14 protein-coding genes are annotated in these 15,464 nt (G+C 65.3%); 5 read left to right on the top strand and 9 right to left on the bottom strand.

Annotated elements, in window-relative coordinates; all coding sequences use genetic code 11:
• Nucleotides 1–3 precede the first annotated feature (3 nt).
• Both IC40_RS0121075 and IC40_RS0121070 read left to right on the top strand, forming a co-directional pair.
• Nucleotides 4–1,155: an acyl-CoA dehydrogenase family protein gene (locus IC40_RS0121075; protein ID WP_030136660.1), complete on the top strand. Its 1,152-nt coding sequence runs from the start codon at nt 4–6 to the stop codon at nt 1,153–1,155.
• A gap of 143 nt (nt 1,156–1,298) precedes the next feature.
• On the top strand, nt 1,299–2,612 hold the full coding sequence (locus IC40_RS0121070; RefSeq protein ID WP_030136659.1) for a cytochrome P450: 1,314 nt from the start codon (nt 1,299–1,301) through the stop codon (nt 2,610–2,612).
• 91 nt (nt 2,613–2,703) lie between these two features.
• On the opposite strand, the gene IC40_RS0121065 is transcribed toward IC40_RS0121070, so the two are convergent.
• The 9 genes from IC40_RS0121065 to IC40_RS0121025 form a co-directional block, all read right to left on the bottom strand.
• A complete protein-coding gene (locus IC40_RS0121065) occupies nt 2,704–3,897 on the bottom strand; it encodes an acetyl-CoA hydrolase/transferase C-terminal domain-containing protein (RefSeq protein ID WP_042509748.1) in 1,194 nt (397 codons plus the stop codon).
• A gap of 13 nt (nt 3,898–3,910) precedes the next feature.
• Complete coding sequence (locus IC40_RS0121060) at nt 3,911–5,506, bottom strand: FAD-dependent oxidoreductase (protein WP_030136657.1); 1,596 nt, start codon at nt 5,504–5,506, stop codon at nt 3,911–3,913.
• A 46-nt stretch (nt 5,507–5,552) separates the two neighbouring features.
• Nucleotides 5,553–5,738: a ferredoxin gene (locus IC40_RS0121055; protein WP_019509870.1), complete on the bottom strand. Its 186-nt coding sequence runs from the start codon at nt 5,736–5,738 to the stop codon at nt 5,553–5,555.
• Nucleotides 5,738–7,156: an aldehyde dehydrogenase family protein gene (locus IC40_RS0121050; RefSeq protein ID WP_234411603.1), complete on the bottom strand. Its 1,419-nt coding sequence runs from the start codon at nt 7,154–7,156 to the stop codon at nt 5,738–5,740. The genes IC40_RS0121055 and IC40_RS0121050 overlap by 1 nt, the downstream gene beginning before the upstream one ends.
• Before the next feature lie 9 nt (nt 7,157–7,165).
• Nucleotides 7,166–7,957 (bottom strand): coniferyl-alcohol dehydrogenase, encoded by a 792-nt coding sequence (locus IC40_RS0121045; protein ID WP_030136655.1) that lies wholly within the window; start codon nt 7,955–7,957, stop codon nt 7,166–7,168.
• A 12-nt stretch (nt 7,958–7,969) separates the two neighbouring features.
• The gene (locus IC40_RS0121040; protein ID WP_030136654.1) at nt 7,970–9,226 is read right to left on the bottom strand and encodes a cytochrome P450; all 1,257 of its coding nucleotides are present in this window, start codon (nt 9,224–9,226) and stop codon (nt 7,970–7,972) included.
• A complete protein-coding gene (locus IC40_RS0121035; RefSeq protein WP_030136653.1) occupies nt 9,223–10,761 on the bottom strand; it encodes an acyl-CoA synthetase in 1,539 nt (512 codons plus the stop codon). The genes IC40_RS0121040 and IC40_RS0121035 overlap by 4 nt, the downstream gene beginning before the upstream one ends.
• 3 nt (nt 10,762–10,764) lie before the next feature.
• Complete coding sequence (locus IC40_RS0121030) at nt 10,765–11,169, bottom strand: SCP2 sterol-binding domain-containing protein (RefSeq protein WP_019509865.1); 405 nt, start codon at nt 11,167–11,169, stop codon at nt 10,765–10,767.
• Nucleotides 11,170–11,418: 249 nt separating this feature from the next.
• Nucleotides 11,419–12,201: a hypothetical protein gene (locus IC40_RS0121025; protein ID WP_234411604.1), complete on the bottom strand. Its 783-nt coding sequence runs from the start codon at nt 12,199–12,201 to the stop codon at nt 11,419–11,421.
• Between the two features lie 308 nt (nt 12,202–12,509).
• Between IC40_RS0121025 and IC40_RS0121020 the strand changes: the two genes are divergently transcribed.
• Genes IC40_RS0121020 through IC40_RS0121010 form a run of 3 tightly spaced genes read left to right on the top strand, consistent with a single transcriptional unit; the run spans nt 12,510 to nt 15,449 of the window.
• The gene (locus tag IC40_RS0121020) at nt 12,510–13,883 is read left to right on the top strand and encodes a flavin-containing monooxygenase (protein ID WP_030136651.1); all 1,374 of its coding nucleotides are present in this window, start codon (nt 12,510–12,512) and stop codon (nt 13,881–13,883) included.
• Nucleotides 13,873–14,523 (top strand): TetR/AcrR family transcriptional regulator, encoded by a 651-nt coding sequence (locus IC40_RS0121015; RefSeq protein ID WP_036470517.1) that lies wholly within the window; start codon nt 13,873–13,875, stop codon nt 14,521–14,523. The genes IC40_RS0121020 and IC40_RS0121015 overlap by 11 nt, the downstream gene beginning before the upstream one ends.
• Nucleotides 14,520–15,449 (top strand): alpha/beta hydrolase, encoded by a 930-nt coding sequence (locus tag IC40_RS0121010; protein ID WP_030136649.1) that lies wholly within the window; start codon nt 14,520–14,522, stop codon nt 15,447–15,449. The genes IC40_RS0121015 and IC40_RS0121010 overlap by 4 nt, the downstream gene beginning before the upstream one ends.
• The last annotated feature ends 15 nt before the right edge of the window (nt 15,450–15,464 follow it).

Here is a 15,464-nt window from a genome sequence, read left to right as displayed (position 1 = left end):
ATCATGAAGCGCTCACTCTACGAAGCCGACCACGAGGCCTACCGGGACACCGTGCGGGAGTTCCTTGCCCGCGAAGTGGTTCCGCACCAGCATGACTGGGACGAGCAACGCTGGATCGACCGCTCCGTCTTCGCGCGTGCCGCCAAGTCGGGCATCTACGCCCTGCAGGTTCCCGAAACCTACGGCGGATCCGGCGAGGCCGATTACCGGTACCGGATGATCGTGTGCGAGGAGATCGCCCGGATCAACGCGCTCTCGTTCGGGCTCACCGTCAGCCTGCAGGACGACCTCGTGCTGCACTACCTGCTCGACCTGACCAACGACGAGCAGAAGCAACGCTGGCTGCCGGGATTCGCCGCCGGCGAGCTGATCGGCGCTCTGGCGATGACCGAGCCCAGCGCGGGCAGCGACCTGCGCGGTATGCGAACCACGGCCCGCCGCGATGGTGAGAACTGGATTCTCAACGGCCAGAAGACGTTCATCTCCAGCGGTATCATGTCCGATGTGCTGGTCGTGGCCGCCAAGACCGACCCCGACGGTGGCTCACGCGCCTTCAGCCTGTTCGTCGTCGAACGCGACACTCCCGGATTCGAACGCGGCCGCAAACTCGACAAGCTCGGCCTGCCCGCCCAGGACACCGCCGAGCTCTACTTCGAGGATGCCGTGGTGCCTGCGGTCAACCTGCTGGGCGACGAGGGCAAGGGTCTGCAGTATCTGATGAGCCATCTCCCCCGCGAACGGCTCGGCGTCACCGCCAAGGCGATGGCCACCACGCGGGCCATCTTCGACGCCACCGTCGAGTACTGCCAGAACCGGCAGGCTTTCGGCGCGCCGCTGACCGACAAACAGCATGTGCGCTTCGAACTCGCCGAGATGGAGACCGAGATCGACATCGCCGAGGCCTACACCGACCGTAGCGTGCTCGCCTACAACGCCGGCGAGTTGAGCGCGGTGGACGCGGCGAAGGGCAAGTGGTATCTGAGCGAGCTGCAGAAGCGGGTCATCGACCGGTGTCTGCAACTGCACGGCGGGTACGGCTACATGATGGAGTATCCCGTCGCCAGGGCCTACCTGGACACCCGCATCCAGACCATCTACGGCGGCACCACCGAGATCATGAAGGAGATCATCGGGCGCGATATCGCCGCCCGCTGAGCATCTGTTTATGCCCGGGACCGGAACAACCGGCCCCGGGCATATCCGTCGGTGGGACAACCCATCGACGAAAAACCTTGATCCGTTCCGATTTTCGAATCTATACTAAAAATTCCTTTGCTTGCACACCCGAGGAGCGCCCGATGACCAGCAGCCCGGTGGATTCGGCACCAGCGCAAGACGATCGAGATCCAGACAATGCCACGGATCGCGAGTACGACCCCGTCGACATCTCCCCCAAATCGTTCTGGGCGCAATCGGCCCGCGAGCGCGATGTCGCATTCGCAGAATTACGCCGCCGGGCCCCGGTGAGCTGGCAGCGGCCCGTCGAGAGTGATCTCGCCCCGTCGGAGATCACCGGCTTCTGGGCGGTGACCTCCCATGAGCTGATCCGCGAAGTCAGCACACATCCCGAGATATTCTGCTCCGGCGGCGGTATTCAACTCGAAGATGTGCCCGACGAGTTTCTCGAGGCGGCATCGTCGTTCCTGGCGATGGATGGTCAACGCCACCTCACCTATCGCAGGCTGATGAGTGGCTCGTTCACGCCTCGCCAGGTAAAGCGCATCGAAGACCAGATCCGCGACAGGGCGGCGACGATCGTCGACGAATTCCTTGCCAAAGGTTCCGGCGACTGGGTCGAGAATGTCGCCAAGCAGATGCCGATGAACACGATCTACGAGATGGCCGGCCTCCCGGTGGAGAAGCGGGATGAAGCAGCGCACTTCGCCGATGAGCTCGCCGGCTGGAACGACCCCGACATCGCTGCAGGCCGGTCGTCTGCCGAAGTCCTCAACGACGCTCTGGTCGGCAACCTCAGCATCGGACTGGAATTCGCCGAGATGACGAGGTCCTGCCCTCGCGACGATATCTGGTCGAACCTGGTGACCTCGACCGTCGATGGTCATGAGCTCGACGACGACGAACTCGCCTCGATGTTCGTGCTGATGTCCTTTGCGGGCAACGACACGACCCGGACCACGCTGTCACTCGGCGTGAAGGCCTTCGTCGACAACCCGGACCAGACGGCGTATCTGCTCGAGGACTTCGACGGCAGGATCGACGCCGCAATCGATGAGGTGCTGCGCTGGGTGACGCCGGTGATGACCTTCCGGCGCACCGCGACCCAGGACACGGTGCTCGGCGGACGCCAGATCCGCAAGGGCGACTGGGTGGTGATGATCTACTCGTCGGGCAACCGCGACGAGAACGAGTTCCCCGACCCCTGGACCTTCGACATCAGCCGCAAGCCCAATCAGCACGTCGCCTTCGGTGGCGGCGGCCCGCACTACTGCCTCGGCGCATTCCTGGCCAAGATGCAGCTCAAGCACATGCTGGACCAGATCTTGCATCGTCTGCCCGAGTTGCGGTTCGGTGAACCCGACATGCTGGTCAGCAACTTCGCCGCCGCGGTGAAGACCATGCATGCCGAGGCGCGCTGTCCGGTCGGACACTGAGTTCGTCCGACTCCCCGACTGCACCGGCACCCCCGCTCCGACACCGTTGTCGGGGCGGGGGTGCCGTGGTCTGTGTGGGCGGCACCGACGGTCAGCGCGACCGGTCGAAGAGTTTCTCGATCAAGGCACGTCGCTGCCCCCAGTCCGCGGTACGCAGATCCACATGCCCGGCCTCGGTGACGATCACCTCGATGTCATGGGCCGGTGTCGACGCGGGCCTGCTCAGCGTGTCCACCAAGGTGCAGCGTCCGCCGAACCCGGAGCCGACCGCGATGATCGACAGCCCGTGCGGATGCAACCGCGCGGCTGCGCAGTAGTCGGGGTGTCCCCCGATGCCACCGACGATCTTGTCGCCGACACCCTCGACGTTGACCTGACCGAACGGATCGATCTCGATGGCGGTGTTGACCGCGAAAAAGGGTCGGCCACGGGACAATCTGGTGATGTCGTGGCTGTGCCCGATACCACGCAGGATGGGCCGTCCATCGGCCCAGTCATAGAGGGCTCGGTCACCGAACAGATACGTCGCCGACGGTTCGCCGATGAGCAGCCCACGGCGCTCCAGGTCGATCACCGCATCGGTCAACAGCCCGGTGTCGACCGCCATGGGCGTGCGACCGCGTTGCAGCAGTGCGGTGCCCAACTGTCCGGGACCGTACTGCACCCGGGCTCCCTCGGGGATCAGCGCCAGGACCCGGTCGGCCAGTTCCTCGTGTAACGGCTCGGGCGCCCGCGGGGTCACACATGCCGGCGTGTCACCGGCCCGGCCCACCACCGACACCGCATCCAGTGGCAGCCCGGATTCGGCGCTGGCCGCCGGTGCGGCATCGTCGAGCACCGCCCATACCGGCACACCGGCATCGACCAGCGCCTGCTGCCATGACACCTCGGTGCAGAAGTGCACGGCATCACCGCGGTGGGTCATTCGGGTGATCAGGACATCGGGACGTAGCGGCCCGGTCAACAGTCCCGGAATCGCGGCAAGACTGGTCGGGATGGCACAGGTGGCGGGGTGTGGCAGTAGACCGCGGACGCCCCAGCCCGGCATCAGCGTCACGATCCGCGCGAAGGCGCCTGCCGAAACATCCTGCGGAACAACAGGGCTCCACCCGAGGACGAGGGTCACACCGCCGGTGTTCGCCGCGTAGTCGCTCAGTACCGTACCGATCGTTTCGGTGTTCTCGGCAAGACAGCCGAGGGCGCCCACCCCGTCACCGAGCGCGATGACGGGCCCGCGGCCGGTCGGCAGGAGCGCGAGCAGGCCGGCAAGGTCAGACGTATGCACCGGTGGTGGCCGGCTAACCGGCCACGCCGGCCGCGGTGAGCAGCGCGGCGCGGTCGACGACCTTGACCCGTGGCCGATCGGCGACCGATCCCTGCGCCCGTTCGGCATCGTCGATCAGACGCCAACCCGACCAGTCGACGACCGGAACCCCCTGCTCGCCGAGGCGGGCGCGGATCGCCTCCGGCTGCGCCGTCGGCGTCGGCAGCCGTCCGGCGGCGGCATCGGCCAACAGGCTTTCCACCGTCTCCCGAGCGCACAGTCGATTGGTCCCGATGACACCACGCGGGCCGCGCTTGATCCAGCCGGTGACATACAGCCCCGGCACGGGCGCACCGTCGGAGGTCACCCGTCCCGCGTGGTTGGACACCACCCCGGTGTCCGGGTCGGACGGCAGGCCGGGCACCGGTGCCGATCGATACCCGATGGCACGCAACACCATCGACGTCTCGATCGTGCTGGTCTCATCGCCGTCCTCGATGACCAACGCCTCGACCCGCTCGGTTCCGCTCACCTGCAACGGTCGGGCCCCGAACCGGAGCACGATGCGGCGGCGACGACCGGCGACGGTCGGACGCGTGGCGTACTCGCCGACGATATCGAACTTCAGCGCCCCCTCGTGATCGTCCGGCCGCTCACCGAGGGCGCCCTCGACGACGATGTCGACATCGGGCAGGGAACCGAGCGCCATCAGCTCGCCGACCGAGAACGCGCCCGCCCCGGCACCACGGCGAGCCAGGATCACGACCTCGCGAACCGCGCTGCGGCGCAGCTCGTTCAGCGCATGCTCGGCAATATCGGTCGCGCGCAGCGTTGCCTCGTCCAGGACGAGGATCCGTGCGACGTCCAGCGCGACATTGCCGTTGCCGATGATCACCGCCCGCTCCGAGTCCAGCGGGAACGTCGCCTCGGCGTGATCGGGATGGCCGTTGTACCAGTTGACGAAATCGGCGGCGGCAACGCTGCCGGGTAGCCGCTCGCCGGGAATGCCGAGCTCGCGACTGCGGGTGGCGCCGGTCGCATAGATCACCGCGTCATAGGACGCCGTCAGCTGTTCGTGGGTGACATCGGTACCCACACCGACGTTGAAATAGCACTGCACGCTTGGCCCGGACAGCGCGGTGTCGAACACCGAGGTGATGTCCTTGGTGTGCTGGTGATCGGGGGCCACGCCGAAGCGGACCAGCCCATAGGGGGTGGGCAGACGATCGAAGACGTCGACGCGCACGCCGGGGCTGCGGGTCAGGTCGGCCACCGCGTAGCACGCCGCGGGACCGGCACCGACGACCGCCACCCGTAATGCATCGCGGCCGACCGGTGTCGGTGACCACCGTGCGGGTGTGGCCCGGATGTCCAGCGGCGTGCCGGCGAAGTAGTCGGCATTGATGGTCTTGAATCGCAGTTGGGACTCCGGCAGGTCATCTTCGTGATAGATCGCGCCGACCGGGCAGACCGCCACACACGCACCGCAATCCACGCAACTGGCGGGATCGATGTAGAGCATCGGCGCTGCGGTCCCGGCGGTGTCCGGTGCCGGGCGGATGCAGTCGGCCGGACAGACCGGAACACAGCTGGCATCGGTGCAGCAGTTCTGGGTGATGACGAAGGTCATCGATTCTCCTCGGGTACTCGATCGCTGAAGATGGTGCCGCGCCGGGCTAGTCGTCGAACGACAGCGCGCTGGTGGGGCAATTGGAGATGGCCTCTGCGGTCAGCTCCCGGTTCCCATCCGGATCCCCGATCACATGCGCCTGCCCGTCGTCGCCGATTTCGAAGACGTCCGGCGCGGTCATCTCACACATCCCGATGCCCGAACACCTGGAGCCGTCGACCCGTACTCCCATCAGAACAACCTCCTCATGATCTTGATCGCGCGATCGGTATAGGGCGGGTAGGTGAGCGCCAGGTCGGGTTTGGCGCTCTTGGCCAACACCGCCCTGCGATGACTGAGCGCCTCGAATCCCCAACGCCCGTGGTACTGGCCGATTCCGCTGGCCCCCACGCCGCCGAACGGCAGTTGCGGTACCAGGCAGTGCATGGCCACATGGTTGATCACCGCGCCACCCGAGGGAATCGCGTCGATCAGGTCCTCGCCGAGCCGGTTCGATCCGGTGAATACGTACAAGGCCAGCGGCTTTGGCCGCGCGTTGATGAATTCGATTGCTGCCGCGGTGTTCTCGATTCCCAGAACGGGCAGAATCGGACCGAAGATCTCGTCGGCCATCACCGCATCGTCCGGCGCGGGATCACGGATGACGGTGGGTTCGATACGCAGTTCGGCCTCGACGCACCCGCCACCGGTGACGATCGTGCCGGAGGTGGATTCGACCAGCCCACGCAACCGGTCGAACTGACGACGATTGACGATGCGCTGACCCGTCGAGGTCTCCTGCGCCCGGAACACCGCCATGTTCTCGACGATCTTGGCGGTCAGGGTGTCCACCACCGAACGCTCGGCAAGGACATAGTCCGGCGCGATACAGGTCTGCCCGGAGTTCATCAATTTCACCCACGCGATGCGCCGGGCGGTGACGTCGAGATCTGCATCCGAGGTGACGATCACCGGGCTCTTGCCGCCCAACTCCAGTGTCACCGGGGTCAGCGTCGGGGCGGCCGCGGCCATGATCTTGCGACCTATCTCGGTGCCGCCGGTGAACAGCACGTGGTCATAGCCCTGTGCGATAAGCCGCTGCGTGGTTGCACCGTCGCCCTCGACGACCCGCACCGCCTGGCTGTCGAGATACTTCGGCACCAGGTCGGCGAGCAGGGCAGACGTGGCCGGCGCCAGTTCGGAAGGCTTGAGAAGTGCGCAGTTGCCCGCGGCAACCGCGGCGACGAGCGGACCCATGCTCAGGTAGAACGGATAGTTCCACGGTCCGATCACCAGCACGCTGCCCAGCGGGTCGTACTGCACCCAGCCACGTCCGGGTCGTTGCGCCAACGGCAGCGGTTGGCGTTGCCGGCGCATCCACTTCTTGAGGTGCTTGCGGGCGTACACCGCCTCGCCCTTGGTCGAGGCGATATCGCCCAGCCAGGCTTCCACCGGCGGTCGTCCGAGATCCGCGGCGAGCGCCGCGGCGATCGCCGGCTCCTGCTCGTCACACAGCGTCTCGATCGCGGCCAACTGGTCCAGCCGCCACCCCAGCCCGCGGGTCCGTCCGGTGCGGAAGACCCGGTGCAACTGGGCGCGTTCACCGCCGCCGTTCTCGGATACCGGTTCCCCGATCGTCGTCGAGGGTGTCGTCGGAGACATCGATGTCATGGCGCAGACTCAGATCTCGGGCTTCGGGACGACACCGGTGGCCACCGCGCCGCTGATACCGCCGTCGGCTGCCAGGGCCTGGCCATTGACCCACCGTGCCGCGTCAGAGGCCAGGAAGCACACGACAGCGGCGACGTCGGCAGGCTGAGCGTGGCGCCCCAGCAGGTCCTTCACCCCGTCGAGGGTGTCCTTGCCCATCGACTCTTCGAAGTCGGCGAGGATGGGTGTTTCGACCGGGCCCGGCAACACCGCATTGATGCGCAATCCCATTTGCGCCAGCGCCAAACCCATCGACTGTGCGTAGACCGTGGTGACTTCTTTGGAGAAGTTGTAGGCGTTGCCCTGCTGCGGGTGAGCCTTGAACCACGCGGCTCCTTCTTCGAAGGTCTCGGTGGCCAACAGATCCCGGATGGCATCGAGGCGTTCGGGCCAGCCGAAGCCCGCCGTCGAGGACACCACGGTGACCGCACCACCGGGCACCAGTCGCTCGAAGAACGCCTCGGTCAGGTGGCGTACGGCAAGACTGTTGACCGCAAGCACGGTATCGGCCGGGGCGGTGCCGGGAATACCTGCCACATTCATCAGTCCGTCGTACGGTCCGTCCAGCGATTCGAGCGCCGCGTCGATACTGCGCGGGTTGGCCAGGTCGACCTCGATGTGGCGGGTGACGGCCGCGGTCGGCCGATTGCGGTCCAGGCTGGTCACCGAGGCGCCGGCCGCGAGCAGTTGCTCGGCGACCTCGTGGCCGATCCCCGACGCGGCGCCGGTCACGACGAAATGTTTACCGCTGAATTCGGACATGTGTTCCTCTGATCAATCCAGGCTGTAGGAAAGGGATTTGACGGCGTGTACAAAGTTGCCGGTGAGATACTCCGGTTGACCGACCCGCAGGTTCGGTGCACGGAAGATCAACTCCCGGAACAGCGATTCCAGCTGCATCTTGGCCAAGAACGCGCCCATGCAGAAGTGTGGGCCACCGCCACCGAATCCCACGTGTGCGTTGGGCTCACGGGTGATGTCGAAGCGGTGCGGATCCACGAATGCGCGGGGATCGCGGTTCCCCGACGAGTAGATCAACAGCACCCAGTCGCCCTGCTTGACCTCGTGCCCGCAGAGTTCGGTGTCCTGGGTCGCCGTCCGCCGAAAGGTCATCACCGGGGTCGCCCAGCGGACGAACTCTTCGATTCCACGGGCGATATGGGTGTCGAAATCGTTCTGCAACAAGGCACGTTGCTCGGGGAACTCCTGCAGCGCCATGGTGGCCAGGGTGACCGTGTTGCGGGTGGTGTCGTTCCCGGCGACCGAGAGCAGGACGAAGAAGGCTCCGAGTTCCTCGTCGGTGAGCCTGCGACCATCGACCTCGGCCTGCACCAGTAGCGACATCAGATCCGAGGTCGGCTCGATTCGCCTGCGCTCGGCAAGTTCCAGCCCCATGGACAACAGCCCCACCAGCGACTCGTTGAGCACCTCACCGGGCTCTCGGCCGGCGGCGACATCGGGGTCTGCCCACGACACCATGCCATCGGCGTGGTGGGCGGCCTCGTCGCGGAACTCCTCGGGCAAACCCACCATCTCGTAGATGGTCCACATCGGTAGGCGTTTGGAGACCTGCTCCACGAAGTCACCGCTGTCGGTGGCCAACAGATCGGTGACGATCGTGGCGGCTTGCAGGCGCACCTGATCCCGAATCTTGGCCACTTGCCGCGGCGTGAACACCGAACTGATCAAGCGACGCAACGTGGAGTGCGCAGCACCGTCCATTGCCAGAAAGGACTGAGCTGCGTCCAGGAGGTCTTCGGGGACGGCTTCGATCATCACGCCCTGACCGGAACAGAACAGTGCCGGATTCTTGCTGACATAGGCGATGTCCTCGTTGCGGGTCACCGCCCACAGCCCGTCGATCTCGGCCTCCATCAGGCCGCCCTCGATCGGGCGGTGCCAGCTCAGCGGCCGTTCGTCGCGCAGGATCTGGAACGACTTCTCCCGTTCCTGCGCCGTGGTCGCCCAGAAATCCAGCGACGAGATGCTCACCGGGTCGAAGTCACGCGCGGTCGCAGTGGGCGCACTCATTGCCGGACCTCCAGGTACTGGTCGAGAAGTTTGCGCTTGGCCAGCTTGCCGGTTGCCAGCCGGGGCAGCTCATCGACGAAGTCGACGGTCTTGGGGGCCTTGTAATGTGCGATCCGATCGCGGACATAGTCGATCAGCTCGGCCGCAAGGTCGTCACCCGCTTGGTCCGGATCGCGCAGCTGGACAACGGCCTTGACCTGTTCACCCATCTCGGTATCCGGGACGCCGATCACGGCGACATCGCCCACCTTGGGATGCAGCGCCAACACGTTCTCGATCTCCTGGGGATAGATGTTCACCCCACCGGAGATGATCATGAAAGCCTTGCGGTCGGTCAGGAACAGAAAGCCGTCCTCGTCGACGTAGCCCATATCGCCCACGGTGGACCAGTTGTGGTGCTGCGGGTGTCGCGCTGCAGCCGTCTTCTCCGGGTCGTTGTGGTACTCGAAGGGCGCCAGCTCGCGTTCGAAATACACGGTGCCGATCTGTCCAGGCGCCAACTCGGTGCCTTCGTCGTCACAGATGTGCAGGGTGCCCAGCGCTGCGCGACCCACCGTGCCGTGCTTGTCGACCCATTGCTGGGACGTCGCCACCGTCACCCCATGCCCCTCGGTGGCGCCGTAGTACTCCACTAGTTTCGGCCCCCACCATTCGATCATGGCCTGCTTGACGTCCGGCGGGCATGGCGCGGCGGCGTGGACCGCCACCCGCAGCGACGACACATCGAAACGGTCGCGCTCCTCGGATGGCAGTTGGAGCATCCGGATGAACATCGTCGGCACCATCTGGGTGGCGGTGATGCGGTACTGCTCGACGGCCGCCAGCGCCTTGACGGCGTCGAACCTCTCCATGAGCACCACCGTGCCGCCGAGCGCATGGATCCCGCCACACCATTTCAACGGTGCGGCATGGTAAATGGGCGCGGGAGACAGATAGCGGTCGTCGGCAGTCAAGCCGAAGCCGTGGGCGAGCATACCCACGAGCGGTTCTCCCGGCTGGTCGACCTGCAGATCCAGCAGCACCGGCTTCACACCTTTCGGGCGGCCGGTCGTGCCGGAGGAGTACAGCATCTCCGCCCCGCGAGGCTGATCGGCCAGCCCGTTCCGGCCGGGCTCGATCAGTTCGATGTAGTTGCGGTGTCCGTCGATATCGCCGCCGAAGCCGAATCGGTGATCGACCCCGGGGGTGGCCGAGACGATCTCGCGAGCCAGCTCACCGACACCGGCCGAGGCGAACAACACCCGCGCACCGCAGTCGTTGACTATGTAGGCGGCCTCGTCGGCGGCCAGATGCCAGTTGACCGCGGTGATGTACAGACCTGATCGTATTGCCGCCCAGTAGATCTCAAATGCCTCCAGGACATTGTCGGACAGCAGCGCGATCACATCTCCGCGCCGCAGTCCGAGGTCGCGAAGGGCTGCGGCGATCGCTGCGGAGCGCTGATCCAGCTCGTGATAGGTGAGCGTCTGGCCGGTCTCGGCCATGATCACCGCTGGCTTGTCGGGATCGGTCCTGGCGTGAACTCCGGGGAACATCGGTCAGGCCAGCAGGTCTTCGCGGCCGTCGGCCTTGAGCCGTTCGACATACGGGCCGTAGAGCTTCTTACCCAACGGCGCCAGTTTGAGGAGGCTGGCGACATTGCCCTCGACCTTGATCTTCTTCTTCGCCATGGCCAACGGCAGGTTCACCTTCCCCTGCCAGTAGGCATTGCCGGTTTCGGCTGTCATCGACATGGTCGCCATGGGCTCGGCTCCCCCGTCGACACCCGAACGCACCGCCTTGTTGGCCATGTCGATCACGACGACCGCGTCGGGATCGGTGAAGTCGAAAGCCACGACGAGCCCGGTGTCGACCAGTTTCGGACCGATCTCCGGGTCGGCGAAGGCCTCGTCGAAGATCCCGCCGATGTACTTGACAACTTCGTCAGAGCTGGCGAACCCCATCGTTCTCCTTAATTTATGTTTGATTCAAAACGTTGTCCGGACCGGACCTGAAGGTGAGGCCATCGTCACACTTGGGTCACCATAAGTCAACCTATGGTTTCGCCAAACCGCAGCCGCAGTGCGGCATTTACCCTGTACAGACCGGTAGACGTGCCGGGCCGTCGATAGCGGGCGCTCGAGTGTCGGCCGCAGATAGACCAGTTCGATTTTTCGATGAAAACTTCAATTCTTCTTCGACCATGTCCGATATCAGCTCGGGATCGCCTCCCCCGGAGCGGACTCGACCGGAGCTTCTCCGGCGGCGTCCTCGCGCAACGCCGCGGCGCGCAAGACGACGCCCATCACGATCAAGAAGATGCTGTACGACGTCAACGCAAGCCAGAAGATGAAGATGCCGCGCCAGGAGAACGGCCCGCCGTGGAAGAAAAATGCCAGGGGGTCCGGCAGGAATGATGCGGCGATCCAGAAGTTCGTGTATCCGACCCAACGCGGCAGGGTGCGGTTCCGATCCCGGAGAATCGCGGTGCCGATGGCGATGTTCTGGATGATGAACGGAGCAATCGGGGTGATGAACAACAACCAGCAGATGTCGTTGAGCGTCACGGTGATCTCCGGATTACGGTCGGGCCGGAAGGCGATGACCGCCATCAACAGCATCGGCAGCAAGAGTAGAACCCCGGTGGCCGCCCCGGTCACCAATTGGATCAGCGCCAGGATCGGATGGCGCCCCTCCATGCGCAACATCCGATAGCCGATCAGCGCGATCAGCGGAAAGACCAGACATACGCCCAGCTGCGCGATCACCAGACCGAACAACACCCGGGTGTCATTGGCATAGAAGCTCACCACTTCCTCGGTGGTGCTCGACGATCCCAACGGAATCGGTAGTACGCCGGCGATCAGCCAGCCGATGAAGGCGACGATCACCGTGGCCGGACCGCACCATGCACAGATCACTTGAATTCGACGCGACAAAGCACACCACCTTGCAGAAGTTTTAATGTGGATTAAAAGATAGTCCGCCGCGGTCATCCACGACAAGGTTATGCCCGAAGTGCCGGTCGAGCGGATCGGATCACCGCTGCCGCGTGCGCCAAACCTACTCAAGGAAAAAACTATTCGGCGCCATCGTCGACCCGGGCCCGGCTGCTGCGCACCCGACCGATCGGCCGGGTGCGCAGCGGATGGCCTCGACACGGGGTCGAACGCGCCGGCTCCGCACCCTCCCGCAATTTTCGACTTTTCGCTAGATTTCGCGCACCAAATGTTGACTCTTGTCAGTTTTTGAAGCTAGCGTCGGTGACCGAGCGTGAGCCAAGCCACATCGGATCAGGAGTGCAATGCAGAACACACCCCGTACGGCCATCATCGGCGCCGGCATCAGCGGTCTGACCACCGCGAAGAACCTCGCTGACGCCGGTGTCGGCTACGACTGCTTCGAATCCTCTGACCGAGTGGGGGGAAACTGGGCGTTTCGCAACCCCAACGGGCACTCCAGCGCGTACCGCTCCCTGCACATCGACACCTCTCGGGATCTACTGTGCTTCAAGGATTTTCCGATGGACCCGAGCCTGCCCGACTATCCGCACCACTCCCAGATCAAGGACTATCTCGACGACTACACCGATGCATTCGGTCTGCGCGAGCACATCCAGTTCAACACCTCGGTCACCCGGGCCCACCGCTTTCCCGGCGGCGGGTGGCGCATCGACACCAGCGACGGGAGAAGCGGCACCTACGACGCGCTCGTGGTCGCCAACGGTCATCACTGGGACCCGCGTTTCCCGGATTTCCCCGGGGAGTTCACCGGCGAGATCATCCACTCCCACGCCTATATCGACCCCACCGAGCCGCTCGACCTGAAGGGCAAGCGCATCGTGGTCGTGGGGATCGGCAACTCGGCGGCCGATCTGGTCTCCGAGCTTTCCCAGAAGTCGTGGCAGAACACGGTGTACCTGTCGACGCGATCGGGCGCCTGGGTGGTACCGAAGTACATCTTCGGCATGACCGCCGACAAGATCGCACGCACGCTGCCGGTGATTCCGCTGTCCTGGCAACGTCGCGCCATGCGTCCGGTGGCCCGCTGGTTGTTCGGCAATCCCGAAAACTACGGCTTGCCCACGCCGAATCATCACTTCCTGGAGGCCCACCCGACGCAGTCCGCCGAGTTGCTCATGCGGCTGGGCGCCGGTGACGCGACCGCCAAGGTCAACATCGAACGACTCGACGGTGACACGGTGCACTTCGTCGATGGGACGTCGGTGCAGGCCGACGTGCTGATCTACGCCACCGGGTACAACATCACCTTCCCGTTCTTCGACCCGGACTTCCTCAGCGCTCCGAACAACCATCTGCCCCTGTACAAGCGCATGCTCAAGCCGGGCCTCGATGATCTGATCTTCGTCGGCTTCGCCCAGGCACTGCCCACGTTGTTCCCCTTCGTCGAATGCCAGGCCCGGCTCGCGTCGGCCTATCTGGCCGGGACGTATCGGCCGCCGTCCATCGCCGAGATGCACAAGACCATCGCCGCCGACGAGCGCAAGTACATCGGCCACTTCTCCGACAAGCCCCGGCACACCCAGCAGGTGGACTACTTCGACTACGAACGCAATATGCGCACCCGGGAGCTGCCCGCCGGGGCGCGGCGGGCAGCCAAATACGGACCGGTGATACTCACCGGTCGGGCACCCGCGGCCTCCCCCCGTGCCAGCTGACGCGGCCAAGGCCACCCGCCGGCGCAATCCCGGCAGGCCTCAACCACGTGGCGAGCATCGGCGCCATCGACTGTTGGCGGTGCTGGCCGAGCACTTGGAACACCAATCGTTGGCCGATATCTCGGTCGCCGCGGTGGCCGAGGAGGCCGGTTTGGCGCGTTCTGCGTTCTACTTCTATTTCAGCAGTAAGAACGAAGCGGTGACCCATCTACTGGGCGAGATCTTCGATACCCAGATCGACGAGGCCAGCAGGGTCATCAGCAGGCCTGGAGACCCACGGGTCAATCTGTCGGAATCACTGCACCTGGCTGTGCAATCGTGGGTGACCCAGCGCCGGCAATTCCTCGCGATGCTCGACGCCCGCGATGCCGATCCGGAGACGCGCGAGATCTGGGAAGCATGGCTACGGCGCTACGAAGATTTCGTCGCCGGCTATATCGACGAGCACCGATCCACGGCACCGATCCCGTCGCGCGAACTGGCCCACTCACTGATATCGCTGAATGCGCTGACGCTGGAACGCCATCTGCGCGGCACCGGGCTGGCGAGCGCCGAGTCGGTCCACGCGGCCCTGGAGCACATCTGGGTCAACGCGATATACGGCGAACCGACCTCGACGATCGATCGGAGTTCCCGATGAGCACCGCACGGCAGATCCGCATCGACACACCCGACGGCGGACACCTGGCGGCCGAGCACCACCGCGCCGACAGCGATGACCTGACCGATACCCACGGGCGTCCGTGCGTCGTGATGGCGCACGGCGTCGGCGCCACCCGGGACTGCGGTCTCGACGGCTTCGCGGCGGCCCTGGTGGCCGCGGGCGCCGACGTGATCGCCTTCGACTATCGCCACTTCGCCGGATCCTCCGGTGAGCCAAGGCAACTCGTGCACCTGCAACGGCAGATCCAGGACTACCATCTTGCCGTCGGCCACGCCAGGTCACTGTCCGGGGTGGACCCGGACCGGATCGTGGTGTGGGGTGTCTCGCTGTCCGGCGGACACGTGTTGCGGGTCGCGGCCGAGGATCACCGGATCGCCGGCGTCATCAGCCTGACACCCGCAGTGGACGGTGCTGCGGCGGTGCGGACGATGCTCGGGGCGCACGGACCCGGCCACGTCATGCGGCTGTTACGGATCGGGCTCGCCGACCAACTGGCCGCACTACGCCACCGACCAGCAGTACTCGCGCCGATCGTCGGACACCCCGGTGAGCCCGCCGCACTGTGCGCCCCCGGCGCGGTGGACGGTATGCAGGCGATCGCCGGGCCCACCTGGCGCAATGCCATCTCGGCGCGGGTGCTCCTGCGGATCGGGATGTATCGGCCGGGTGCCGGCGCCGTCCGCATCGCGTGTCCGGTATTGATGCAGATCGCCGATGGTGACCGTAGCGCGCCCCCGGGAGCCGCGACGTCGGCCGCCACCCGGGCCCGCGCCACCGTGCATCACTACCCGTGTGACCACTTCGACGTCTACCCCGGTGCGGCACACCATGATCGCGTCACCGAACACCAGAAGGTGTTCCTGCGCCGGGTGCTGGCTCCGCGAGCCGTCATGGTTCCGTGACCCGACCCGCTCACC

The sequence above is a fragment of the Mycolicibacterium neoaurum ATCC 25795 genome (genome assembly GCF_000691525.1).
Taxonomy (GTDB): Bacteria; Actinomycetota; Actinomycetes; order Mycobacteriales; family Mycobacteriaceae; genus Mycobacterium; species Mycobacterium neoaurum.
The sequence above is the reverse complement of the archived record's forward strand: the minus strand, read 5'-3'. Positions and strand labels throughout refer to the sequence as shown.